The 23,087-nt window shown below is 64.7% G+C and carries 23 protein-coding genes; 15 read left to right on the top strand and 8 right to left on the bottom strand.

What is annotated here, in order from left to right:
• The first annotated feature begins 47 nt into the window (after positions 1–47).
• From AACH87_RS20175 to AACH87_RS20160, 4 genes are all read left to right on the top strand, one after another.
• On the top strand, positions 48–320 hold the full coding sequence (locus tag AACH87_RS20175; protein WP_338796354.1) for a SemiSWEET transporter: 273 nt from the start codon (positions 48–50) through the stop codon (positions 318–320).
• Between the two features lie 196 nt (positions 321–516).
• Complete coding sequence (locus tag AACH87_RS20170; protein ID WP_338796353.1) at positions 517–1,815, top strand: lipase family protein; 1,299 nt, start codon at positions 517–519, stop codon at positions 1,813–1,815.
• Between the two features lie 192 nt (positions 1,816–2,007).
• Positions 2,008–3,150 carry an SGNH/GDSL hydrolase family protein gene (locus tag AACH87_RS20165; RefSeq protein WP_338796352.1) on the top strand — a complete coding sequence of 381 codons (1,143 nt, stop codon included), beginning with the start codon at positions 2,008–2,010 and terminating at the stop codon, positions 3,148–3,150.
• A gap of 31 nt (positions 3,151–3,181) precedes the next feature.
• A complete protein-coding gene (locus tag AACH87_RS20160) occupies positions 3,182–3,853 on the top strand; it encodes an OmpW family outer membrane protein (protein WP_338796351.1) in 672 nt (223 codons plus the stop codon).
• Between the two features lie 74 nt (positions 3,854–3,927).
• Here AACH87_RS20160 and AACH87_RS20155 read toward each other — a convergent pair whose 3' ends face one another.
• The 4 genes from AACH87_RS20155 to purE all read right to left on the bottom strand — a co-directional run bounded on the left by AACH87_RS20155 (position 3,928) and on the right by purE (position 7,644).
• Positions 3,928–4,881: an SGNH/GDSL hydrolase family protein gene (locus tag AACH87_RS20155; protein ID WP_338796350.1), complete on the bottom strand. Its 954-nt coding sequence runs from the start codon at positions 4,879–4,881 to the stop codon at positions 3,928–3,930.
• An 82-nt stretch (positions 4,882–4,963) separates the two neighbouring features.
• Complete coding sequence (locus AACH87_RS20150; protein ID WP_338796349.1) at positions 4,964–5,977, bottom strand: L-threonylcarbamoyladenylate synthase; 1,014 nt, start codon at positions 5,975–5,977, stop codon at positions 4,964–4,966.
• A gap of 3 nt (positions 5,978–5,980) precedes the next feature.
• Positions 5,981–7,153 (bottom strand): 5-(carboxyamino)imidazole ribonucleotide synthase, encoded by a 1,173-nt coding sequence (locus AACH87_RS20145; protein WP_338796348.1) that lies wholly within the window; start codon positions 7,151–7,153, stop codon positions 5,981–5,983.
• The gene (gene purE / locus AACH87_RS20140; protein WP_338796347.1) at positions 7,150–7,644 is read right to left on the bottom strand and encodes a 5-(carboxyamino)imidazole ribonucleotide mutase; all 495 of its coding nucleotides are present in this window, start codon (positions 7,642–7,644) and stop codon (positions 7,150–7,152) included. The genes AACH87_RS20145 and purE overlap by 4 nt, the downstream gene beginning before the upstream one ends.
• Positions 7,645–7,806: 162 nt before the next feature.
• Here purE and trxA point away from each other — a divergent pair, with 162 nt between their 5' ends.
• On the top strand, positions 7,807–8,763 hold the full coding sequence (gene trxA, locus AACH87_RS20135) for a thioredoxin (RefSeq protein ID WP_338796346.1): 957 nt from the start codon (positions 7,807–7,809) through the stop codon (positions 8,761–8,763).
• Positions 8,764–8,992: 229 nt separating this feature from the next.
• Here trxA and AACH87_RS20130 read toward each other — a convergent pair whose 3' ends face one another.
• Positions 8,993–9,913, bottom strand: coding sequence for a phosphoribosylaminoimidazolesuccinocarboxamide synthase (locus tag AACH87_RS20130; RefSeq protein ID WP_338796345.1), 921 nt, complete (start codon positions 9,911–9,913; stop codon positions 8,993–8,995).
• Positions 9,914–10,238: 325 nt separating this feature from the next.
• Between AACH87_RS20130 and AACH87_RS20125 the strand changes: the two genes are divergently transcribed.
• The 4 genes from AACH87_RS20125 (at position 10,239) to hprK (ending at position 13,633) form a co-directional block, all read left to right on the top strand.
• Complete coding sequence (locus AACH87_RS20125; protein WP_338796344.1) at positions 10,239–11,474, top strand: MFS transporter; 1,236 nt, start codon at positions 10,239–10,241, stop codon at positions 11,472–11,474.
• A gap of 230 nt (positions 11,475–11,704) precedes the next feature.
• Positions 11,705–12,040, top strand: coding sequence for a ribosome-associated translation inhibitor RaiA (gene raiA / locus AACH87_RS20120; protein WP_338796343.1), 336 nt, complete (start codon positions 11,705–11,707; stop codon positions 12,038–12,040).
• A gap of 116 nt (positions 12,041–12,156) precedes the next feature.
• Complete coding sequence (locus AACH87_RS20115; protein WP_338796342.1) at positions 12,157–12,624, top strand: PTS sugar transporter subunit IIA; 468 nt, start codon at positions 12,157–12,159, stop codon at positions 12,622–12,624.
• 49 nt (positions 12,625–12,673) lie between these two features.
• Positions 12,674–13,633, top strand: a complete 960-nt coding sequence (gene hprK / locus AACH87_RS20110) for an HPr(Ser) kinase/phosphatase (protein ID WP_338796341.1) — start codon at positions 12,674–12,676, stop codon at positions 13,631–13,633.
• Between the two features lie 71 nt (positions 13,634–13,704).
• On the opposite strand, the gene fur is transcribed toward hprK, so the two are convergent.
• Positions 13,705–14,121: a ferric iron uptake transcriptional regulator gene (gene fur, locus AACH87_RS20105; protein ID WP_338796340.1), complete on the bottom strand. Its 417-nt coding sequence runs from the start codon at positions 14,119–14,121 to the stop codon at positions 13,705–13,707.
• Between the two features lie 97 nt (positions 14,122–14,218).
• Between fur and AACH87_RS20100 the strand changes: the two genes are divergently transcribed.
• From AACH87_RS20100 to lptE, 6 genes are all read left to right on the top strand, one after another.
• A complete protein-coding gene (locus AACH87_RS20100; protein ID WP_338796339.1) occupies positions 14,219–14,800 on the top strand; it encodes an outer membrane protein assembly factor BamE in 582 nt (193 codons plus the stop codon).
• A gap of 177 nt (positions 14,801–14,977) precedes the next feature.
• Complete coding sequence (gene dapB / locus AACH87_RS20095) at positions 14,978–15,817, top strand: 4-hydroxy-tetrahydrodipicolinate reductase (protein WP_338796338.1); 840 nt, start codon at positions 14,978–14,980, stop codon at positions 15,815–15,817.
• Between the two features lie 11 nt (positions 15,818–15,828).
• Positions 15,829–16,560, top strand: a complete 732-nt coding sequence (locus tag AACH87_RS20090; RefSeq protein ID WP_338796337.1) for a MotA/TolQ/ExbB proton channel family protein — start codon at positions 15,829–15,831, stop codon at positions 16,558–16,560.
• On the top strand, positions 16,557–16,988 hold the full coding sequence (locus AACH87_RS20085) for a biopolymer transporter ExbD (protein WP_338796336.1): 432 nt from the start codon (positions 16,557–16,559) through the stop codon (positions 16,986–16,988). The genes AACH87_RS20090 and AACH87_RS20085 overlap by 4 nt, the downstream gene beginning before the upstream one ends.
• Before the next feature lie 264 nt (positions 16,989–17,252).
• Positions 17,253–19,946: a leucine--tRNA ligase gene (gene leuS / locus AACH87_RS20080; protein ID WP_338796335.1), complete on the top strand. Its 2,694-nt coding sequence runs from the start codon at positions 17,253–17,255 to the stop codon at positions 19,944–19,946.
• A 102-nt stretch (positions 19,947–20,048) separates the two neighbouring features.
• Positions 20,049–20,552, top strand: a complete 504-nt coding sequence (gene lptE, locus AACH87_RS20075; protein WP_338796334.1) for an LPS assembly lipoprotein LptE — start codon at positions 20,049–20,051, stop codon at positions 20,550–20,552.
• A 90-nt stretch (positions 20,553–20,642) separates the two neighbouring features.
• Here lptE and AACH87_RS20070 read toward each other — a convergent pair whose 3' ends face one another.
• Positions 20,643–22,121: a D-aminoacylase gene (locus AACH87_RS20070; RefSeq protein WP_338796333.1), complete on the bottom strand. Its 1,479-nt coding sequence runs from the start codon at positions 22,119–22,121 to the stop codon at positions 20,643–20,645.
• Position 22,122: 1 nt separating this feature from the next.
• A complete protein-coding gene (locus AACH87_RS20065; protein WP_338796332.1) occupies positions 22,123–23,085 on the bottom strand; it encodes a MurR/RpiR family transcriptional regulator in 963 nt (320 codons plus the stop codon).
• Between the last annotated feature and the right edge of the window lie 2 nt (positions 23,086–23,087).

Raw genomic sequence — 23,087 nt, 5'->3', positions numbered from 1 at the left:
CGCATGGCGGTGCGCCACGGGGGCGTCTTCTCCCGCAGAATCTGCGCATGTCCCTCTCTGATCTGATCGGCTACCTGGCCGCCACGCTCACCACCTGCAGCTTTTTGCCGCAGGCGGTGCACACCTTTCGCACGCGCGATGTCAGCGGCATCTCGCTGGGCATGTACAGCGTCTTCACCACCGGGGTGGCGCTGTGGCTGGCCTATGGCTTGGCGCTGCAGGCCTGGCCTATCGTGGTGGCCAACGCCATCACGCTCATGCTGGCGGCCGCGATTCTGGTCATGAAGCTGCGATTTCAAGGGCGCAAGACCGTGTCCTGATAGGTAGGTCGGAAGCCTGCGCTTGAATGCGCGGATTCGTTCGCGCCGATCGCGGGTGGTCCTTTGTCACCTTGGTGTCATGAGTGCGCCTGCAACAGGCGTTTTCAGGCACTTTTGCCGCGTTATCCCCTATGGATTCTGCAGCGCAGGTACGCGCACCATGCGCCCTTCGTCATCCAACCATGAGGGATTTCCCATGAATGCATTGCGTTTGACCTCGTTGGCCGCTGCTGCGGCCTTGCTTGTCGCCTGCGGCGGCTCCGACGACCCGGTTCGGGGTGAGCTCATCGATCCGCCGGCTGTGGTGACCACGCTCACCGCCGCGCAGATTGATGCCACGACGGCGGCAAGCGGCTTGCAGGCGCTCAGCGGCAAGGCCAAGTGCGATGTGAAGGTGGTGGCCCTGAACTACCGCACACCGGGGGCCAAGGCGGGGGAAATGAGCAATGCCTCCGGGGTCATGCTGGTGCCTGCGGGGGCTTGTTCCACCGCTGCGCCCCTGGTGGCAAATGCGCGGGGAACGGAAGTGCTCAAGACCCGCACGCTAGCCAACCCTCAGGATGCGGAAACCTTCCTGCTGGCGGCCATGTACGCGGCCCAGGGCTACGCTGTGGTGGCAACGGACTATCTGGGTTATGCCAAGTCCACCTACAGCTTCCACCCCTATCTGCACGCCGACTCGCAGGCCACCACGGTGATTGACTCCATCCGTGCGGCGCGCAATGCAGCCGATACGGTGGGGGCCAAGCTGTCGGGCAAGGTCATGTTCACCGGCTACTCGCAAGGCGGGCACGCATCCATGTCTGCCCACCGCGCTGCCGAGCGCGACTATGGCACCGAGTTCAACGTGGTGGCGGGCGCACATCTGGCCGGGCCATACAACATGTCGGGTTCGTTCCAGGTGCCTGATGCGGTGGCGGGCTTCCAATACTTCGTGCCCATGATCGTGACCTCCTGGCAAAAGGTGTACGGCGGGCTGTATGCCACGCCATCAGAGGCTTTCAAGGCTCCGTACGCGAGCTACATCGAAAACCTGCTGCCCAACCCCACCCTCACTTACACCACCCTGCTGACCACCGGCACCTTGCCCGGTGGCACGCCCAACCAGGCGCGCGATGCGCTGTTCCAGTCGGCGTACCTGGCCGGTGCGCAGCAAGGGGGCAACAACCCGCTGTTCCAGGCAGCCAAGAAAAACGACCTGCTGGGCTGGACTCCCAAGGCGCGCGTGCTGCTGTGTGGCGGTGCGGGCGACCCCACAGTACCCCCTGCCGTCCACCAGCAGGTGATGAAGGCTGATTTCGACCGGCGTGGCGTGACCAACGTGACATCGGTGGACGTGGATGCCGCCATCCAGGCTGCGTTTGGCCCTGGCGGCAAGGCGCCGACCGATCCCACGTCGGCTGCTTTTGCCGCGTATTACGGCAGCTACCACGGCACGTATGAGCCTCCGCTGTGCCACGCCCAAGCCCGCGGATTGTTTGATCTCGTCAAGTAACTCCGCTGACGCGAACCTGGGGCTTGGCTCCGGGTACGTTGTCTGACGCTTCCTGCGCCTCTGGCGCTGGCGCTTCATCCCATCCAAAGGCCCTCCCAGTGTTTACCCGATGGGGGGCTTTGGCATTCCTGCGTAGAATGGCTCAAAAAATAGAACGGTCGTTCTATTTTTCAACCACTCAGGATCACTCGGATGACATTTCAGCGCAAGGCATTGTGGGCCTCCCTCGCGGCAGCGGCAGTCCTCACGGCGTGCGGAGGTAGCGGGGCGGACACGACGCCCCTGGCCCCCGTGCAGGGTATCAAGGTCGTGGGCGACAGCCTGGCCGACAGCGGCACCTTCGGCTACAAGTTCACGGTCCAGGGCTCAGCGCCCACGGGCACAGGCTCTACCCCCTTGTGGGTGGACCGCGTGGCGGCCAGCTACAGCCAGACGCTGTGCGCACGTTACGCCTCGGCCAACGGCACGACTTTTGACGTCAAGGCAGGTTGCACCAACCACGCGGTGGGTGGCGGTCGCATCAACAACGTGTCTGCACCCACATCGCCTGTGTCGATCACCCAGCAGATCAAGGATGCGGGCGTGGCCGGTTATGCGGCGTCCGACCTGCTTCTGGTCGATGGGGGCTCCAACGATGCTGCCGACCTGATCGGAGCCTACCTGCGGGCAGGCAATGACGGCGCCGCCAGCTACCGCGCTTTGCTCGGCACGGTGCTGGATGCCGCCACCGTCAATGCCGCTTTGGCTGCCGGAGCACCCGGCCTGGCGCAGGCGGGCGGTGCCTACATGCAGGCGCTTGCCACCCAGTTTGCCAACACCCTCAAGACCCATGCGCTGAGCAAGGGCGCCACCCGCGTGGCCGTGTTGAACGTGCCTGACATCCTGCAAACCCCACGCTTCAAGCTGGTGATCTCGTCTGTGACGGCCGCCCAGGGTGCAGCTGCGGGCGCGCAGGCTTCTGCGTTGTTCGACAGCTGGATCCGTGCCTTCAACACCCAGCTCAGCGCCAGCTTTGCGGGCGACAGCCGCGTGGCCATCGTGGACTTTCATGAGTCCTCGAAAGATCAGGCGGAGCATCCCGCCCAGTACGAGCTGACCAACATCACCACGCCAGCCTGCCCTGCCACGGGCCGGGGCAGCGACGGCTTGCCGACCTACAGCTTTCCGACCTGCACCTCTGCGGCATTGCTGGCCACGCCCCCTGCAGGCGTGGCTGCGGGCACTGAATGGTGGAAGTCGTATGCCTTCTCCGACAGCTTCCACCCCTCGCCCTATGTTCATCAGCTGATGGGACAACTCGTCTCGCGCTCGCTCTCACGCGCCGGATGGCTCTGAAATGGCTGCACCCCACGACCAAGGAACTGACATGCACCATTTCTCCAAGATCGCTCTGGGCCTGGCGGCCCTGTGCATCGGCGCAGGCGCCAGCGCGCAGGTGGCGGGCACTTTCAGCGTGCGCGCAGGCGTCACGCACATTGCTCCGCAAGTGACCAGCGGCAACCTTTCCACGCCCAGCTTTCCGGGCACCACGGTGGACGTAGGGTCCGCCAGCGCGCTGACAGGCGGTCTCAACTACATGCTGACCGACCACTGGGCGGTAGACCTGCCCGTGGGCCTGCCCTTCAAGCACAACTTTTATGGCGATGGCGCCATTGCGGGCACCGGCAAGCTGGGCGAGACCAAGGTCGTGCCTGCCACCCTGTTTGCGCAATACCGCTTTGGCGAACCTCAGGCCGCCTTTCGCCCCTATGTGGGTGTGGGGGTGACCTACAGCCGCTTCTTCAAGAACCGCTCCACCGCGGCCCTGACAGCCATCACCGGTGGCAACCCCGCCCGGCCCACCACGGCCTACATCGACAACAAGTGGGGCATCACCCCGCAGGTGGGCTTTGTGTGGAATCTGAATGACCGCTGGTTTGTGGATGCCTCGTACTACAAGAGCTTCATCAAGACCACCACCCATCTGTCTTCAGGTCAGTCCATTAATATCAAGCTCAACCCCAACGTATTTGCGGTGGGTATTGGCTATCGCTTCTGATGGTGGACTGAGCTTCACCCAGGCAACAAAAAACCGACCCGAGGGTCGGTTTTTTGTTGTGCGCCAAGCGCTGATTACCAGCGTGCGCGCAGGCGGTCGTAGGCGTAAGTGCCGAACTGGCGGTGTGCCGAAGGTGTGAGGTACACCGAGTCAGCAAACGCATACTTGTCCTGATTGGCGCCAGACAGCAGGGTCGAGGTGTTGCACAGCGAGGAGTTGACCTTGCCGGTGCCGAGACCGATACCGTTGGAGCTGTCCACCGAGGTGCACACAGGCGTGGTGGCGTTGTCAAAACCGTAGCTGGATGGGCTGCTGGTGTAGAGGTTCACGTAGTAGGCCAGGTCCACGTAGAGCACGTTGGAGCCCAGATCCACGATGCCCACGAGCAGGCCTTCGTTGAAAGCGCTGCTGGCAGAGTTCAGCAGCGTGGCCTGGTTGATGTCCTTGGCCCAGGGCGATTTGCTCAGGTCATAAGTGCCCGTCACCATCACATACTTGGCCCCGGCAGTCACGAGGCGGCGCACCTGGGTGGCCAGGTCGGTACCGGCTTGGCGCGACGCTGCAACCATCTGGTCGTTGGTCATGGTGCCTGCCTGCACGGAAGCCATGTTGGCGATCACGTCGCTGATGCCACCGTTGATCATCACCAGATCTGTCGTAGCAAAGCTGTTGCTGGCCAGGAAGGAGTCGATCTGCTCCTTCACCGTCAGCGTGGTGCTGTTGCCGGCGGCATCGGGCTTGGCCACCACGCGGGCATTGCCCGTGGCGTAGCTCTTGCCGCCTGCGGCAACCGTAGTCACCGTCTTGCCGTAGCCCGATGCGAGCTGACGGGTCCAGTTGTTGATGGAGCCATCGTTGACGGTGTAGAGCGAGCCCTTTTGGCCCACATCGTTCATGGCGTCACCAAAGGCCACGAAGCGTTGCGGGGAGATGGACGATTCGATCGTGCTGGAACCGCAAGCCGCGAGCAACGCGGCCGACGCACATGCGGCGACCATGAAGGTGCGGCGCATCCAATTTGCTGCCATGTATTTCTCCAGAAAAGTGCGGGTAGTTTAACGACGGGAAGGTAAAGCCTTGTAAAGCGGCGGCTGGCAGGCTGTTTCGTGTTCAGCCGGCCGCTGCGGCGCGCTGCAGGCGGTCACGCACGCCCTCCCACTCGGGGGTGGCGGGAGGGGTTTCAATCCAGATCAGCTTGACGCCCTGATCGTCAAAACTGCGCAGTGTGGCAAACAGCTGTTGCGCCGTGGCCTGGGCATCGTCCGGCATGCGGCGCAGGATCAGGCGGGACGACTGACTGCGCAGCGCTGCACGCGCGTACACCGCAATGTGGGCGGCATCCGCCCCCAGCACATCCAGCCCCGTCTGCAGCGCCTTGGCGTCCATCAGGCGCACCTTGGCGGCGGGTGCGTAGTGTGCTTCCAGCGTGCCGGAGGCGCGCGGTGTGTGGTCTGGCAGGTCTTCCTTCGACAGCGGAGCCACGCCGCAGGCAGCGCGGATCTGCTCGCGTGTGACGGCACCAGGGCGCAGCAGCACGGGCACGCCGCGGGTGCAATCCACGATGGTGCTCTCAATGCCCACGCCGCAGGCGCCACCGTCCAGCACCAGCAGGTCGGCGCCCAGCTCGTCCTGCACATGCTGGGCGGTGGTGGGGCTCACGCGGCCAAATCGGTTGGCGCTGGGGGCTGCCACGCCCCACACGGGCTGGCCGCCCAGCGCCGCGTCGGTGCGGGCGCAGGCGCGCAGCAGGGCCTGGGCGACGGGGTGCGAGGGGCAGCGCACGCCCACACTGTTCTGCCCCCCGGTCGCAGCGGTGGCCATGCCGGGCAGGCGCGGCAGGATCAGGGTGAGCGGGCCGGGCCAGTAGGCGTCGATCAAGGCCTGGGCAAAGGGCGGCACCTCGCTGGCGAAATGGCGCACGCCATCGGCGTCGGCCACGTGCACGATGAGCGGGTGATCGCTGGGGCGCCCTTTGGCGGCAAAGATCTGTGCCACAGCGGCATCGTTGCCCGCATCGGCGGCCAGCCCGTACACGGTTTCGGTTGGCAGGCCGATGAGCGCTCCGGTGCGCAGGGCGCGCGCGGCGGCTTCAATGGCGGAAGGGTCGTTGCCGTCGAGGATCATGCGTCAGAAGGGGGCAATGCCCAGAATGGCCGCGGCCTGCAGCGCCGTGGCGCGGGCCGCTTCGGCAGCGGGGGCGGTGATGTTGAGGTGCCCCATCTTGCGCGCGCGCTTGGCATCGCGCTTGCCATACAGGTGCAGGTGGGTGCCGGGCAGGGCCAGCACCTCGGCCCAGGGCGGGGTCTGTGCGGCATCGCCATGGGCAAACCACAAATCGCCCAGCAGGTTGAGCATGACGGCAGCGCTGTGCTGGCGGGGTTGCGTGAGCGGCAGGCGGGCCATGGTGCGCACCTGCAGCTCAAACTGCGACACGTCGCAGGCGTTCTGGCTGTAGTGGCCGCTGTTGTGCGGGCGCGGGGCGATCTCGTTGACCACGAGGCTGCCGTCCTGCAGCACAAAAAATTCCACGCACAGCACGCCCACGTACTGCAGGCCTTCTGCTACAGATTTTGCAGCTGCCACCGCTTGTGCAGCAAGCGCTGGAGGCAGATTTCCTTCATACACCTCGGTCACGGCCAGAATGCCGTCGCGGTGCAGGTTACGCTGCACGGGCAGGTGCACCATGGCGCCGTCATGGCCGCGAGCGATCAGCACGGAGCATTCGAGCTGCAGGGGCAGCATCTTCTCCAGCACGCAGGGCACTTGGCCGACGGAATCCCAGGCGGCGGCCAGCTCGGCGGGCGTCTTCACGCGCACCTGGCCCTTGCCGTCGTAGCCCATGCGGGCGGTTTTCAAAATGCCAGGCAGCAAATCGGCAGACACAGCGGCCAGTTGCTCGGGCGTCTCGATGACGGCATAGGGCGCGCAGGGCACGCCGCAGGCCACAAAGTGCGCCTTCTCACGCGCCCGGTCTTGCGCCACGGAGACGGCGCTGGCAGCGGGCGAGACGGGGCGCTGCGCGGCCAGGGTGGCCAGCGCGGCGGCGGGCACGTTTTCAAATTCGGTGGTCACCGCATCGGCCACGCGGGCCAGCTCGGCCAGGCCCTGCGGGTCTTCATAACCGGTGCGGATGTGCTGGTGGCTCACCAGCCCGGCGGGGCTGTCGGGGTCGGCATCCAGCACCGCCGTGAAGTAACCCATGGCCTGGGCCTGGTGCACGAACATGCGGCCCAGCTGGCCGCCGCCGAGCACGCCCAGGGTTGCTCCGGGCAGCAGGGGTTTCAAGTCGCTGGCAGTCATGCTGCAGGGGGCAAGGTCATGTTGCGGGCCACTTCCGTCTGCTCGGCGCGGAAGGTTTCCAGGCGCTGGCGCAGTTCGGGGTTCTCATTGGCCAGCAGGGCTACGGCAAACAGGGCGGCGTTGGCCGCGCCTGCGGTGCCAATGGCAAATGTCGCCACCGGAATGCCCTTGGGCATCTGCACGATGCTGTGCAGCGAATCCACCCCTTGCAGGTGGCGGCTGGCCACAGGCACGCCCAGCACGGGCACGGTGGTCTTGGCGGCGATCATGCCGGGCAGGTGGGCGGCACCGCCAGCGCCCGCGATGATGGCTTTGAGGCCCCGGCCCGCGGCGGATTCGGCGTAGGCAAACATGTCGTCGGGCATGCGGTGGGCCGAGACCACGCGGGCCTCGTGTTCAATGCCGAACTGCTCAAGGATTTGCACTGCATGCTGCATGGTGTCCCAGTCGCTGCTGGAACCCATGACGACGCCGATCTGGATGGATTTCATGGTGTGTGGGGGTGGCGCTGCGGTGGTGTGAAGCCGCCGCTCGCAATGGATGGAACCCGCGATTTTACTTTTTGCGTCCCCCCACGGCGCATCCGGTCGCAGGCTTGGGCCAAAATAGCGCGAACTTGCCTTTGGCGGGCCCCGTCGGCCTGCGTTCCTCCCATGATCGACATCACCGTAGAGAATTTTGAAACCGAGGTGGTTGCCGCCTCGATGACCGTGCCTGTACTGGTGGACTTCTGGGCCCCCTGGTGCGGCCCCTGCAAGTCGCTGGGCCCGGTGCTGGAAAAGCTGGAAGTGGCCTACGCAGGCCGTTTCAAGCTGGCCAAGATCGATTCCGACCAGCAACAGCAGCTGGCCGCCATGTTCGGTATCCGCAGCATTCCGACCTGCGTGCTGCTCAAGAACGGCCAGCCGGTGGATGGCTTCATGGGGGCTCTGCCCGAAGGCCAGGTGCGCGCCTTCCTCGACAAACACGTGCCCAGCGAGGGCGCGCTGGAGGCCGAGGCCGATGTGGATGAGGCCCATGAGCTGCTGGAATCCGGCGACACCCAGGCGGCCCTGCAGAAGATGGCCGACGCGCTGGAGGCCGACCCCACCAACGACGACGCCCGCTTTGACTACGTGCGCCTGTTGATTGCCACCGCCCACTTTCAGGAAGCAGAAGCCCTGCTGCACGAGCCACTCAAGCGCATTCCGGTGCCGCTGCGGTTTGACGCCCTGTGGCGCTGGCTGGATGCGCTGCAGTTTGTGCAGCGTGACGAGCGCGGCGAATGGCCGCTGGAGCAGTTTGACGCCCTGATCGCCCAGAACAAGCGCGACTTTGACACCCGCTTTGCCAAGGCCCGCGCGCTGATCGCCGAGGGCGAATGGGCGGCCTGCATGGACGAGCTGCTCGAAATCATCATGCGCGACAAGACCTGGGGCGACGAGGCCCCGCGCAAGACCTATGTCGCCATTCTGGAACTGCTGACCCCACCCAAGCCCAAGGCAGACCCCGCCGCGGCAGGCAAGACCGCCGCAGGCATCGAACTGCTGGGCAAGGCCACGGTGGAGCAGGACGAAACCACTGCCATGCTCAACGCGTATCGCCGCAAGCTGAGCATGGCGCTGAACTGAGCGATGCCACCGGCATAAAAAAAAGGAGGCTCAGCCTCCTTTTTTTATGGGCCAGCGGGCCCGTCTTGAGGTGTAGGTGCTATTGATTTCGTAGCTGGTTGCGCTGATTCAATGAGGATTTCAGATCGAAAAGCCTCTGAAATCCTTGCGGAAAGAGCGCAGGCAGCTTCTGTTTTGATAGCGGGCTGCGCCCGGCGGATCAATTTAAATGAACCCAGATCGACCCTAATCAGCCTGTCAGCCGCTCCAGCGCTTCGCGGTACTTGGCCGCGGTCTTGGCGATCACGTCCTGCGGCAGGCGGGGGGCGGGGGCGGTCTTGTCCCAGGGCTTACCGTTCACCTTGGCCTGCTCCAGCCAGTCGCGCACAAACTGCTTGTCGTAGCTGGGCGGGTTGGCACCGGCGGCCAGCGCGGCTTCGTAGCCTTCCACGGGCCAGTAGCGCGAGCTGTCAGGCGTCAGCACCTCGTCCATCAGCACCAGCGTGCCATCAGGGGCTAGGCCAAACTCGAACTTGGTGTCGGCAATGATCATGCCCTTGGTCAGGGCGATTTCGGCAGCCGCCTTGTAGATGGCAATGCTCAGGTCGCGGATGCGCGTGGCCAAATCCAGACCAATCATCTCCACCGTGCGCTCAAAGGTGATGTTCTCGTCATGCTCGCCCACGGCGGCCTTGGCGGCGGGCGTGTAGATGGGCTCGGGCAGCTTGGCGGCATTGGTCAGGCCTTCGGGCAGGGGCACGCCGCACACCGAGCGGCTTTCCTGGTATTCCTTCCAGCCGCTGCCCGCCAGGTAGCCACGCACCACGGCTTCCACAGGGATGGGTTTCAAGCGCTGCACCAGCATCGAGCGGCCCCGTACCTGGGCCACTTCCTCGGGGCTGACCACGCTTTCGGGGGCATCACCGGTGAGGTGGTTGGGGCAGATGTGGCCCAGCTTGTCGAACCAGAACAGCGCCATCTGCGTGAGCAACTCGCCCTTGCCGGGGATGGGTTCGCCCATGATCACGTCAAAGGCCGAAAGGCGGTCGCTGGCGACCATGAGGATGCGGTCATCGCCCACGGCGTAGTTGTCGCGCACCTTGCCGCGTGCCAGCAGGGGCAGCGATGTCAGGGCAGAAGTGTGCAGGGCGGGGTTGCTGGGCTGGGTCATGGTTTCTGTAAAGCAGTGAGCGCGCCTGCAGGGGCGCGGCATACGCAGGCAACGGTGGATCAGGGGCAGAGGCCTGGTGCCCGCAAGCCGAGGGGGCTGGCCCCACGGCGCTTGCTGCACGCAGACGCTCGATTTTACGCGGCACCGCTTCGGCCGCTGCCCATGCAGCGCATTCCACTTGGCCGGGCCCCCGATGGCGCTTCATCATCGCGCCGGTGTGTCTGCTGCCTACACGCTGTCAGTTGGGTCATCCTGTTTGTGGCACATTGGGCGCCCCCGCCGCCAGCCAGTGCGGCCCCCGTCTTGCATTTCCTTGCACGCGTCTATGTCACCACCTTCCCCTGCAGCGGCGCCGCTGTCCCCCCGCCGTGAACTCTGGCTGCTGCTCACCTTGGCCGGTATCCAGTTCACCCATATCCTGGACTTCATGATCATGATGCCGCTGGGCCCGCAGTTCACCCAGCTGTTCGGCATCAGCGATGCGCAGTTTGGCCTGCTGGTGTCTGCCTACACGCTGTCGGCAGGCGCGTCCGGGCTGCTGGCCTCCACCTACATCGATCGTTTTGGCCGCAAGCGTTTGCTGCTGGTGCTGTACGCCCTGTTTGGCCTGGCCACCCTGGCCTGCGGTGTGGCACCCACCTACATCACCCTGATGGTGGCCCGGGTGCTGGCGGGTATCTTTGGCGGTGTGCTGTCGGCCCTGTGCCAGACCATCGTGGCCGATGTGATTCCTTTCGAGCGGCGCGGACGCGCCATGGGCATCGTGATGACGTCGTTCTCGGTGTCCACGGTGGCCGGGGTGCCTCTGGGCTTGCTGCTGGCCCAGCACTGGGGCTGGCACATGCCATTTGTGAGCATTGCCGTCCTGTGCGCGGTGCTGCTGGTCTGCGCGGCGCGCACGCTGCCGGTGATGGACGCCCACCTGGCCGCAGGGCAGGCCCGCAGCGCCTTCGGTGGCATTGCCCAGGTGCTGCGTGACGCCAACCACCGCTGGGCATTTGTGTTTTCGGCGCTGCTCATGTTCACCGGCTTCACGGTCATCCCCTACATCACCATCTACCTGCAGGCCAATGCCGGTGTGCGCGCGGACCAGGTGCCGCTGGTGTATCTGTGCGGTGGCGTTGTCACATTGTTTACCGCCCGTTTCTTCGGGCACATGACCGACCGCCACGGCAAGGTCGAGACCTTCCGCTGGCTGGCGTTTGCGGTGATGCCTGCAGTGCTGGGGATCACGCTGGTGCGGGGTGTTCCGCTATGGGTCGTGCTGACCGTGTCCACCCTCATGTTTGCGTTCATGAGTGGCCGCATGATCCCGGGCATGGCCATGGTGACTTCTGCCGCCCAGCCGCAGTTGCGCGGCACCTTCATGACGCTGAATGCGTCGGTGCAGTCCGCAGCCATGGGGCTGGCTTCACTGGTGGGGGGATTGCTGATCAGCAGGGACGCGCAGGGGCTGGTGCAGAACTACTGGATGGCCGCAGTCGTGGGCATCTTCGCCAGTCTGGGCGCCGTGTGGGTGGCTGGGCGGCTGCATTTGCATGGGGCACCGGGCAAGCCTTGAGGACTTCGAGGATGGGTTCGGCCCGCTGAGTCGACTTCAGCATTGTGAAGGCTTTTTTCGGGTTTGGCACCTTTGTCGGGATAACCCGGCATTGCACATCGGATTGGGATTGCATTTCCTCGGGCCCCGGCGCATAGTGAAGTCACGTCAACGGATGCATCCAGTTCGCCGGGCCGACACTCTGATCCAGTGCGGCATTTGTTTCACCGAGAGCCACAGGAGACTTACCTATGAATTTGACGATCAGCGGTCACCACCTCGAAGTAACCCCTGCCTTGCGCAATTACGTCACCACAAAGCTCGATCGGATCACACGCCATTTTGACCAAGTGGTCGACGTCAAGGTACTGCTGACAGTTGAGAAACAAAAGGAGAAGGAAAAGCGGCAACGAGCGGAGTGCAATATCCACGTGAAGGGCAGCGACCTGTTTGCGGAAAGCTCCCACTCCGACCTGTACGCTGCCGTCGATGAACTGGTAGACAAGATGGACCGCCAGGTAGTGCGCCACAAGGATCGGCTGCAAAATCACCACCACGAAGCAGTCAAGCGCGAACTGCACGCCTGAAGCCCTCTGCTTCTCAGGCGCCAGCGCAGCAACCGCCCCATGGGGGCGGTTTTTTTCTGGGCCACGTTCCGTTACTCAGGGTTTTCGCCAGTGTGTGCATAATTGTTACTGTGACCATGAACCGACTCGCCTCCATCCTCCCCGCCGCCCAAGTTCTCGTGAGCGTGGACGCCACCAGTAAAAAGCGTGCTTTTGAAGAAGCGGGGCTGCTTTTTGAAAGCCAGCACGGCCTCTCGCGGGCGCTCATCACGGACAGCCTGTTTGCCCGTGAGCGCCTGGGATCGACCGGGTTGGGCCATGGCGTAGCCATTCCCCATGGTCGCATCAAGGGCTTGAAGGCACCGATGGCGGCTGTGTTCCAGCTGCTCAATCCCATTGGCTTTGATGCGCCGGACGAGCAGCCCGTGAGCCTGCTGATCTTCCTGCTGGTGCCCGAAGCCGCCACGCAAAAGCACCTGGAAATCCTCTCCGAAATTGCCGAGCTGCTTAGCGACTCAGCCCTTCGCGAACGGCTCAAGTCCTCGACCGATGCGGCAGACCTGCACGGCATGATTGCTGGCTGGCAGTCCACACAAGCAGCCTGATCCCCCGATCCCTCCGGCGCTTCCCGTTCCACCCACCGCTGTTGTTGCCGTGAAACCTAACGTAGTCAGCGCCGACGTCCTGTTTGAAGAATTTCGTGGCTCCCTCAAGTGGGAGTGGGTGGCTGGCCTGGGGGCCTCCGAGCGCCGCTTTGACGAAGTGGCTGTGCGCTCTGCCCGCTCCGGGGCGGATCTGGTGGGTTACCTCAACTACATCCATCCCTACCGCGTGCAGATTCTGGGGGAGCGTGAAATCGCCTACCTCAGCAGCGCGTCTCCCGACGACTGCAAGCGCCGCATTGCCCGCATCGTGACGCTGGAGCCTCCGGTGCTGGTCCTGGCGGACAGCCAGACGGCTCCCGACGCGCTGGTGTCCATGTGCGAGAGGGCGCAGATTCCGATGTTCGCCACGCGCGAGTCGTCGGCGTTTGTCATCGATGTGCTGCGTGCCTACCTGTCCAAGCACTTTGCCGACCGCACCACGATGCATGGTGTGTTCATGGACATCCTGGGCCTGGGCGTGATGATCACGGGTGAGTCCGGCTTGGGCAAAAGCGAGTTGGGACTGGAACTGATCTCGCGCGGCAACGGTCTGGTGGCAGACGATGCCGTAGACCTGTACCGCATCAACCAGACCACCATTGAGGGCAAATGCCCCGAGCTGCTGCAGAACCTGCTGGAAGTGCGCGGCATCGGTCTGCTCGACATTCGCGCCATCTTCGGCGAGACAGCGGTGCGCCGCAAGATGCGCCTCAAGCTCATCGTGCATCTGGTGCGCAAGGAAACGCTGGAACGTGATTACGAGCGCCTGCCGTACGAGCCGCTCACGCAGGATGTGCTGGGCGTGCCTGTACTCAAGGTGGTGATTCAGGTGGTGGCTGGCCGCAACATCGCTGTGCTGGTGGAGGCCGCCGTGCGCAACACCATCTTGCAGTTGCGCGGTATCGACACCTACCAAGAGTTCGTAGACCGCCACCGCCGCGCCATGGAGCGCGACTCAGGCGGTCACTGACAAGCGGAGTTGCCGCACTGCATGCGCGGCTCTCCAGGCCGTGCAGAGGCCTGGGGTTCGGGTAAAGCCAGTTACTTGGCGGCGCAGCTGGCGCACTGCCCGTACAGCGCCATGGTGTGGTCCTGCACCACCCAGCCCTTGTTCTTGGCGATGAGCTGCTGGCGTTTCTCAATTTCCGCGTCGTAAAACTCTTCGACCTTGCCGCAGGATGTGCACACGAAATGATCGTGGTGCTGGCCTTCGTTGAGTTCGTAAACAGCCTTGCCGCTTTCGAAGTTGCTGCGGATCAGGATGCCTGCCTGCTCAAACTGCGTGAGCACGCGGTAGACCGTGGCCAGCCCGATGTCCGAACGCTCTTCCAGCAGAACCCGGAACACATCTTCAGCCGTCATGTGCCGCTGCGCACCCTTCTGGAAGATTTCCATGATCTTCAGGCGCGGCAGTGTGGCCTTCAGGCCGGTGCTCTTGAGTTCGTCGATGTTGGTCATGGCTGCTGGCTCCTTGCGGTTGCGGGAAAAGGGGCCCGCCCGCGCACGGGAAGGCTGCCGCTACAATGGTTTGATCATATCCTTAGCCCTTTTCCCCATGCCAGAAAAAGCCTGTTGCAACGCCCGTCTGGGTCGCATTCTTTTGGTCAGTGCCGCAGTGGCTGCCATGGCTGGGTGTAGCAGTCTGGACGGTGCCAGCCGCCGTGTGGCCAACGCTGTCACCCCCTACAAGATCGACATCGTCCAGGGCAACTTCGTGTCACGCGAGCAGGTCCAGGCCCTGCAGGTGGGCATGAGCCGCCAGCAGGTGCGTGACATCCTTGGCACTCCCTTGGTCACCAGTGTGTTCCACGCAGACCGCTGGGAATACGTCTTCACCATCAAGCGCCCTTCGTCAGAGCGCGAAACCCGCAAGCTGACCGTGTTCTTCCAGGGCGATACGCTGGCGAAATTCGAGGGCGATGAAATGCCCTCCGAGACCGAGTTCGTCGCCACGCTGGGTTCGCACAAAAACAAACCCAAGGTGCCCACGCTGGAGGCCACAGAGGCACAGCTGGCACGCTACCCCGCCCGCAAGGCTGAAGAAGCTCCTGCTGCAGCGAACCCGCCTGCTGCGCCTTCAGCGCCGTCTGAGCCTCTGCCTTCCCGCTATCCGCCGCTGGAGTCCTCCGCCCGCTGATTCTTGGCGGCAGGGGCTGGCAGCCCGGTTGTCTTGTCGCGGCGCCCCGATCTCAATGGCCGCGCTGCTGCAAGGCCAAAGACATCAACCCGTGCGATGGATTGAGCTGCCCGCCCCGATGACTCCCTGCCGCAGCGCCTGCGGCGCATGTGCTGAACCTTTTTCTGCAGGACCAACATGTCTGTGAATACCACTGCTTCCTCTTCTTCCCCTGCCTGCCGCGTGGCGGTGGCCGGGGCTTCCGGCCGCATGGGCCGCATGCTGATTGAGGCCATCCGCGCCTCTGAAGACTTTGTGCTGGCCGGTGCGCTGGATGTGCCTTCCAGCCCTGCCATTGGTTCGGACGCAAGCGCGTTTCTGGGCTATGCCAGTGGTGTGGCCATCACGGCCGATGTGCGTGCAGGCCTGCAAAACGCCGATGTGCTGATCGACTTCACCCGCCCCGAAGGCACGCTGGCCCATCTGGCGGTGTGTGCGGAGCTGGGCGTCAAGGCCGTGGTGGGCACCACCGGCTTCACTGAAGAGCAGAAGGACCAGCTCCAGGCCCTGGCCCAGCGCACCGCGATCATGTTCTCGCCCAACATGAGCGTGGGGGTCAACGTCACCCTCAAGCTGCTGCAGATGGCTGCCAAGGCCATGCCCACGGGCTACGACATCGAGATCATTGAAGCGCACCACCGCCACAAGGTGGACGCCCCTTCGGGCACGGCCCTCAAGATGGGCGAAGTGATTGCCGAAGCGCTGGGCCGCGACCTCAAGGATTGCGCCGTGTATGCGCGCGAAGGTGTGACGGGCGAGCGCGATCCCTCCACCATCGGCTTTGCTGCAGTGCGCGGTGGCGACATCGTGGGCGACCATACCGTGCTGTTCGCGGGCATTGGCGAGCGCATTGAAATCACGCACAAGTCCTCCAGCCGCGCCACCTATGCGCAGGGTGCCTTGCGCGCAGTGCGTTTTCTGGCGGCCCACAAGACAGGCATGTTCGACATGTTTGACGTGCTGGGGCTCAAGGACTGAAGGCCTCAGCCATGGATGCCCTTCACTGGTGGCGTCAGGGGGATGCCGTCACCCAGGGAGTCGCCCTGGTGCTGCTGGCCATGTCCGTGGCGAGCTGGGTGGTCATGCTCTGGAAGGCTCGCCTCCTGCTGCGGGCGGGCTCCGACTTGGCGCGCTGCACGGCGGCCGTGTGGCAGGCCCCCACGCTGGAAGTGGCTGCGCAGCGCCTGCAGACGCTGGACCGCCTGGCGCTGGTGGCCCCGTTGCTCACCGCCGCCCAGGCGGTAGTGCAGCCCGCGCAGGGGAGTGCATTGCAGGGGCAGACGCTGGCTTCTGCGGGCAGTTTGTCCCAGCAGCTCACCCGCGTGCTGCGCAATGCCCTGCACGATGTGCTTGCGCGGCTGCAGTACGGTCAGGTGCTGCTTGCGACCGTGGGCGCCACCGCGCCGTTCGTGGGGCTGCTGGGCACGGTGTGGGGCATCTTCCATGCGCTCACGGCGCTTGCCGGGGCGGGGCAGGTCACCATCGACCGCATCTCCGGCCCGGTGGGCGAGGCCCTGGTGATGACCGCCGCAGGTCTGGCCGTGGCGATTCCGGCGGTGCTGGCCTACAACGTGTTCGGTCGCCTCATTGGCCGCATGGAGGCCGATCTGGAAGGCTTTGCGCTGGACCTGCGCGAGTTGCTGGCAGGTGCTACAGGTGCTACAGGTGCTGCCAGCGCTGATGGAAAGGTGCAGTCAACCGCAGAAGGTGCCCTGGCATGAGCTTTGGCAGGCTGGAGCGCACGCAGGGCAGCCAGCCCATGAGCGACATCAACATGACACCCCTGGTGGATGTGATGCTGGTGCTGGTGGTGATCTTCATCCTCACCGCGCCCCTGCTGGCCAGTTCCATCCAGCTGGATTTGCCCAAGGCCGAGGGAGCCAGCCCCGCATCCCAGGTGCCCCGCTTTGTCACGGTGGTGGTGGACGCCACCGGGCAGGCGTATCTGAACGACCAGCCCCTGTCGCAAGAAGCCCTGGCCACCCGGCTGCAGCGCATAGGCGCTGAGCAGCCCGATACCGAGGTCCAGCTGCGCGCCGATGCCAGCGTGCCCTATGGGCGTGTGGTGGAGGTCATGGGGGCGGCGCAGCAGGCAGGGCTTGCACGCATCGGTTTTGTGGCCGAGCCGGTACCGCCCCGCGCACGCTGACGGTACGCCGCAAGACAAGTAGTTTGCTATATTTTTAATAGCTTGCTGCGCTTATTTATCAAGCGCTGATGGTCATTTTTGCAAAGAGCGCAGAGGCTGGTCCAGTCGATTCGACCCCGGTAGTTCGGTCGCCCCCAGGACTGACTTTGCTCGCCAAAGTGTTGCCCCGGGCCTGCCATGCGCGCCTGGGGGCCAGTCACCGCCTAAAATCCCCCGAACGCAGCCCAGTGCGGGGTTGCACCGTCCTCTCACCTTCAAGCTCCCATGCAAGACAAATATTCTCACCAAGAGGTTGAGCGCGCCGCGCATGACCACTGGACTGCCCGCGACGCCTACCGCGTGACGGAAGACGCGAACAAGAAGAAGTTCTACGCCTGCTCCATGCTGCCCTACCCCAGCGGCAAGCTGCACATGGGCCACGTGCGCAACTACACCATCAACGACATGCTCACGCGCTATCTGCGCATGAACGGCTACAACGTGTTGATGCCCATGGGCTGGGACGCCTTCGGCCTGCCCGCCGAAAACGCGGCGCTCAAGAACGGTGTGCCCCCGGCCAAGTGGACGTACGAAAACATCGCGTACATGAAAAAGCAGATGCAGGCCATGGGTCTGGCCATCGACTGGAGCCGCGAAGTCGCCACCTGCGACCCTGAGTACTACAAGTGGAACCAGTGGCTGTTCCTGAAGATGCTGGAAAAGGGCATTGCCTACCGCAAGACCCAGGTCGTGAACTGGGACCCGGTGGACCAGACCGTGCTGGCCAACGAGCAGGTGATCGACGGCAAGGGCTGGCGCACCGGTGCGGTGGTCGAAAAGCGCGAGATTCCCGGCTACTACCTCAAGATCACCGATTACGCCGAAGAGCTGCTGGGCTTTGTGACCGGCGACAAGCTGCCCGGCTGGCCCGAGCGCGTGAAGCTGATGCAGGAAAACTGGATCGGCAAGAGCGAAGGCGTGCGTTTTGCCTTCACCCACGACATCCAAGGTGATGACGGTGCACTGATCGGCGACGGCAAGATGTACGTGTTCACCACGCGTGCCGACACCATCATGGGCGTGACCTTCTGCGCCGTGGCACCCGAGCACCCGCTGGCCGCCCACGCCGCCAAGAGCAACCCGGCGCTTGCTGCGTTCATCGAAGAATGCAAGACCGGCGGCACCACTGAGGCCGAGCTGGCCACGCAAGAGAAGAAGGGCGTGCCCACGGGCCTGTACGTCACGCACCCGCTCACCGATGAAAAGGTGCAGGTGTGGGTCGGCAATTACGTGCTGATGGGCTATGGTGACGGCGCCGTGATGGGTGTGCCTGCGCACGACGAGCGCGACTTTGCGTTCGCCCTCAAGTACGGTATCGAGATCAAGCAGGTGGTGCTGGTGGACGGCGAAACGTTCAACTACCACCAGTGGCAGGACTGGTACGGCGACAAGCAGCGCGGCGTGACCATCAACTCCGACAGCTTCAGCGGCCTCTCTTACAAGGAAGCCGTGAACGCCGTGGCCCATGCGCTGGAGCAAAAGGGCTTGGGCGAGAAGAAGACCACCTGGCGTCTGCGCGACTGGGGCATCAGCCGCCAGCGCTACTGGGGCACTCCGATCCCGATCATCCATTGCGAAGAACACGGCGCCGTGCCGGTCCCTGAAAAAGACCTGCCCGTGGTGCTGCCGCAAGACTGCATCCCCGACGGTTCGGGCAACCCGCTGCACAAGCACGAGGGCTTCCACGCGGGCGTGACCTGCCCCGTGTGCGGCAAGCCCGCCCGCCGCGAGACGGACACCATGGACACGTTCGTGGACAGCTCGTGGTACTTCATGCGGTATTGCGACCCCAAGAACGCTGACGCCATGGTGGCCGGTGGTGCGGACTACTGGATGCCGATGGATCAATACATCGGCGGCATCGAGCACGCCATCCTGCACTTGCTGTACGCCCGCTTCTGGACCAAGGTCATGCGCGACCTGGGGCTGGTCAAGGTCGATGAGCCCTTCACCAAGCTGCTCACGCAGGGCATGGTGCTCAACCACATCTACAGCCGCCGCACCGCCAAGGGCGGCAAGGACTACTTCTGGCCGCACGACGTGGAGCATGTGCTGGACGAAGGCGGCAAGATCATCGGCGCCAAGCTGAAGAACGAAGCCACCAGCGGCGATGGTTTGCTGCCGGTGGGCACGCCCATCGACTACGAGGGCGTGGGCACCATGTCCAAGTCCAAGAACAACGGCGTGGACCCGCAGGACCTGATCGAGAAGTACGGCGCCGATACCGCCCGCCTGTACACCATGTTCACCGCCCCGCCCGAAGCCACACTGGAGTGGAACGACGCCGCCGTGGAAGGCAGCTACCGCTTCCTGCGCCGGGTGTGGAACTTCGGCGTGAAGCTCGCGGGGATTGACCGCGAGGCTGCCATCGCCAGCGTGGTGGGTGCCAAGAGCCTGCAGGATGTGCAGTTTGGCAAGGAAGCCAAGGCGCTGCGCCTGGAGATCCACAACGTGCTCAAGCAGGTGGATTACGACTACCAGCGCATGCAGTACAACACCGTGGTGTCGGGCGCGATGAAGATGATCAATGCGCTGGAAGACTTCAAGGCCATGGACTCCGCCGGTGCCCAGGTGGCACTGATCGAAGGCTTTGGCATCCTGCTGCGCTGCCTGTACCCCGCCACGCCCCACATCGCCCACAGCCTGTGGGAAAGCCTGGGCTACGCGGGCGCACTGGGCGATCTGCTGGACACCCCCTGGCCCAAGGTGGATGCCAATGCGCTGGTGCAGGACGAGATCGAGCTGATGCTGCAGGTCAACGGCAAGCTGCGTGGCTCCATCCACGTGCCAGCCCAGGCCGACAAGGCAGAGATCGAGCGCCTGGCCCTGGCCAGCGAGGCTTTTGCCGCCCACAGCGGTGGTGCGGCACCCAAGCGCGTCATCGTGGTGCCCGGACGCCTGGTGAACGTGGTGGTGTGACCCGGCTGGTTGCATCCCTCATGCCCCATGCCCCAGCAGTACAGCTTCTGTACCCAGGCTGGGGTACGGGCCGCACAACGTACGACGGATCGGACGACTGATATGCATCGACGCTTCTTGCTGACCCTTGCCCCCGCTGCCTTGCTGGCGGGATGCGGCTTTCGCCTGCGGGGCGTGCCAGAGTTTTCCTTCTCCTCGCTTTATATCGGGGCGGGCATGGGGTCTGCACTGGGGCGTGAACTGCAGCGCACGCTGGAAGGCTCGGGAAGCCAGCTCAAGGTGTTGCGCAATCCCGCAGACCTTCCCACCGCCGAGGCCGTGATCGACATCCTGGCCGAGCAGCGAGAACGTGTGGTGGTCGGGCAGACCGCGTCTGGCCAAGTGCGTGAAATGCAGTTGCGCCTGCGCGTCAAATTCCGCATACGCACCCCTGGCGGTGTGGAGATGGTGCCCGAGACGGAAATCCTGCAGCAGCGCGACTTCACTTACAACGAAAGCCTGGCTCTCTCCAAGGAGGCTGAAGAGGCGCTGCTGTTCCGCAACATGCAGTCAGATATCGTGCAGCAGTTGCTGAGGCGGCTGTCGGCGGCCAAGTTGCCGCAGTAGGGTTTTGGGGCTTTTTCAGTTCTGGCCCCTACCAATCAGCGCAGCCAGCTAGCGTTTTGATAGCTGGCTTTGTTTTTTGAGAGTCTTCTCTCAGAGGGGGTTGCTGGCAGACCGTCGCACAAACCGCCCGGCCCTTGCCCCGGTGGCGCGCTGCGTGGCGGTGTAGCTCAGTACACCGTTCACCCACACCTGCTCAATGCCTTCGCTGAACTGCTGGGGGTGTTCGAACGTGGCCAGGTCGCGTACCCGTGCCGGGTCAAACACCACCACATCGGCCATGTGGCCTGCCTGCAGCAGGCCGCGCCCGCCCAGGCGAAAACGCTGGGCCGACAGGCCCGTCATCTTGTGCACCGCCTCTTCCAGCTGCAGTAGGCCCTTGTCGCGCCAGTAGCAGGCCAGCACGCGCGGAAACGCGCCCCACAGGCGCGGGTGCGGACGCTCGTCGTGCGGCAGCCCGTCCGATCCGATCATGGACAGCGGGTGCGCAATCACGCGCTCCACATCGTCCTCGCGCATCTGAAAGTAGCAGGCTCCGCCGGGCTTGAGGCGCACGGCGGCCTCCTGCTGGGGCACGCCCCACTCGCGCGCAATGTCGGCGAGGTAGCGCCCAGCCATCTCAGGGTGCGGCTGGCTGCCGGTGATGAGGATGTCGATGATGCCGTCCACCAGGTCTTCGCGCAGCACCGTGGAGCCTGCGGTGTACGGGTACACGTCCATCGCAATCTCTTGCTGCTGGGCCAGCTGGTCGATCAGCGGTAGCGTCTCGCGCGTGCGGCCCCAGTTGGCGGGGCCAGCGCATTTGTGATGCGAGATCACCAGCGGCAGGCCCGACTGGCGCGCGGTGAGCGCCGCTTCCTGCAGCGCTGGCAGGATGCCCGCCAGCTCGTCGCGGATGTGGGTGGCATACACGCCGCCATGGCGCGCCGCCACTGAGGCCACGGCCACCAGCTCCTCGACATCGGCCGCATAGGCCTCGCTGTAGAAGATGCCCGACGACAGGCCCAGCGCCCCGGCGGCCATCGCCTCTTCCATGTCGGCTGCCATGGCGGCGCGCTCGTCGGCGGTGGCTGTCTGGCGCAGGTCGGCCAGGTGGCGCATGCGCAGGGCCGTGTGGCCCATCAGCGCGGCCACGTTGACCGCAGGCTGGGCGGCGTCCACGGCGCGGGCGTAGTCGGCCATGCTGGCATGGCGAAACTGCAGTCGCCCCAGCAGCGAGAGCGGGGCGAGCGGGCTGTCGGTCACCACTGGCGCCAGCGAGATCCCGCAGTTGCCCACAATCACGGTGGTGATGCCCTGCGAGAGCTTGGGCAGCATGGTGGGCGCGTCCAGCACGGCGGCGTCGTCGTGTGTATGCACGTCGATGAAGCCGGGGGCAATCACGCGGCCGGTGCAGTCCACTTCGGTGAAATGTTCGCTGGCCCGCGCGCGGGCCAGGGCGGCGGGGTCGATCTGGCCGTGCGGGGCCAGGGCGGTGATGTGGTCGCCTTCGATCAGCAGATCACCCACCCAGCCGGGGCGGGGGGTGCCGTCCACGATGCGGCCATTGCTCAGCAGCGTTGCGTGCGCCATGTCATTCCTCTGCGGCCAGGCCGCGCGATGGTTCAAAGGGGTGGCTGGCGGCGCTGGAAGGGTTCTGGCCCGCGTGGCTGTCAAAGGCGCCGACGTACTCGGCGCTGTCAAACCCGTGCTTGTGCAGCAGTTGCTTGAATTGCTGCAGCCCACGGGTGGCCACGGGCCCCAGCCTTTGCGCCAGGCGCACGGTCAGGATCTCGATGACCACCAGGTGGGCCAGATAGGCCTCGGTGCCCACGCGCATCACGGCGTCTTGTGGCACCGACACGGCCAGCACCAGGTCGGCCACTTCGGCCAGCGGTGTGCCGGGCTGGGTCAGTGCCACCACGGTGGCGCCTTGCGAGCGGGCAAACCGCGCGGCCTCCAGCGCATAGGGCATGCGCCCCACGTGCGAGATAACGAAGGCCACGCCATCGGGCCCCAGCGTGCTGGCCGACACGAGCTGCTGGTGCGCATCAAAAATCGCGTTGGCCGTGCAGCCCAGGCGGAACAGGCGGCTTTGCAGCTCGCTAGCCATGAAGGTCGATGCCGCACCGACCGAGTAGCAGTCGATGCGCCGCGCCTGCGCCAGCCGCTCGGCCACCTGGTCGAGCACCTCGGCATCGAGGTTGCGCCCCAGCTCGGTCAGCGACGAAACAGCGGCGTGCACGATCTTGCTGGCCACGTCTTGCGCCGTGTCATCGGCCAGCACGCTGCGGTGCAGGTGCGAGCCCGAAACGGCCAGGTCCTGCGCTAGCGCGACCATGAATTCGCGCACCGAGTCGTGGCCAAAGCTGCGGCAGGTGCGCACGATGGTGGGCATGGACACGCCCGCCTGCTGGGCCAGTTGCTCCACGGTGGCGACCACTGCAGCGCGCGGGTCGTCCAGCACCACGCGCACCACGTTGCGCTGCGCCTCGGGCAGGTCGGGCTGGCGCTCGCGCAGTTGTTGCAGCAGGCTGTTAGGGGTAGCTTTGGACATGT

The organism is Acidovorax sp. DW039 (assembly GCF_037101375.1).
Classification (GTDB): domain Bacteria; phylum Pseudomonadota; class Gammaproteobacteria; order Burkholderiales; family Burkholderiaceae_C; genus Acidovorax.
Note: the sequence above shows the minus strand (reverse complement) of the source record. Positions and strands in the feature narration are given on the sequence as shown.

Coding starts and splice junctions, on each gene's coding strand:
- AACH87_RS20130 (WP_338796345.1), bottom strand. CDS start 9,913: ATGACCCAGCCCAGCAACCCCGCCCTGCACACTTCTGCCCTGACATCG.
- AACH87_RS20100 (WP_338796339.1), top strand. CDS start 14,219: ATGCCAGAAAAAGCCTGTTGCAACGCCCGTCTGGGTCGCATTCTTTTG.
- AACH87_RS20090 (WP_338796337.1), top strand. CDS start 15,829: ATGGATGCCCTTCACTGGTGGCGTCAGGGGGATGCCGTCACCCAGGGA.
- AACH87_RS20165 (WP_338796352.1), top strand. CDS start 2,008: ATGACATTTCAGCGCAAGGCATTGTGGGCCTCCCTCGCGGCAGCGGCA.
- AACH87_RS20065 (WP_338796332.1), bottom strand. CDS start 23,085: ATGTCCAAAGCTACCCCTAACAGCCTGCTGCAACAACTGCGCGAGCGC.
- AACH87_RS20175 (WP_338796354.1), top strand. CDS start 48: ATGTCCCTCTCTGATCTGATCGGCTACCTGGCCGCCACGCTCACCACC.
- AACH87_RS20115 (WP_338796342.1), top strand. CDS start 12,157: ATGAACCGACTCGCCTCCATCCTCCCCGCCGCCCAAGTTCTCGTGAGC.
- lptE (WP_338796334.1), top strand. CDS start 20,049: ATGCATCGACGCTTCTTGCTGACCCTTGCCCCCGCTGCCTTGCTGGCG.
- AACH87_RS20160 (WP_338796351.1), top strand. CDS start 3,182: ATGCACCATTTCTCCAAGATCGCTCTGGGCCTGGCGGCCCTGTGCATC.
- raiA (WP_338796343.1), top strand. CDS start 11,705: ATGAATTTGACGATCAGCGGTCACCACCTCGAAGTAACCCCTGCCTTG.
- AACH87_RS20070 (WP_338796333.1), bottom strand. CDS start 22,121: ATGGCGCACGCAACGCTGCTGAGCAATGGCCGCATCGTGGACGGCACC.
- AACH87_RS20170 (WP_338796353.1), top strand. CDS start 517: ATGAATGCATTGCGTTTGACCTCGTTGGCCGCTGCTGCGGCCTTGCTT.
- AACH87_RS20085 (WP_338796336.1), top strand. CDS start 16,557: ATGAGCTTTGGCAGGCTGGAGCGCACGCAGGGCAGCCAGCCCATGAGC.
- AACH87_RS20155 (WP_338796350.1), bottom strand. CDS start 4,881: ATGGCAGCAAATTGGATGCGCCGCACCTTCATGGTCGCCGCATGTGCG.
- purE (WP_338796347.1), bottom strand. CDS start 7,644: ATGAAATCCATCCAGATCGGCGTCGTCATGGGTTCCAGCAGCGACTGG.
- trxA (WP_338796346.1), top strand. CDS start 7,807: ATGATCGACATCACCGTAGAGAATTTTGAAACCGAGGTGGTTGCCGCC.
- dapB (WP_338796338.1), top strand. CDS start 14,978: ATGTCTGTGAATACCACTGCTTCCTCTTCTTCCCCTGCCTGCCGCGTG.
- AACH87_RS20125 (WP_338796344.1), top strand. CDS start 10,239: ATGTCACCACCTTCCCCTGCAGCGGCGCCGCTGTCCCCCCGCCGTGAA.
- fur (WP_338796340.1), bottom strand. CDS start 14,121: ATGACCAACATCGACGAACTCAAGAGCACCGGCCTGAAGGCCACACTG.
- leuS (WP_338796335.1), top strand. CDS start 17,253: ATGCAAGACAAATATTCTCACCAAGAGGTTGAGCGCGCCGCGCATGAC.
- AACH87_RS20145 (WP_338796348.1), bottom strand. CDS start 7,153: ATGACTGCCAGCGACTTGAAACCCCTGCTGCCCGGAGCAACCCTGGGC.
- AACH87_RS20150 (WP_338796349.1), bottom strand. CDS start 5,977: ATGATCCTCGACGGCAACGACCCTTCCGCCATTGAAGCCGCCGCGCGC.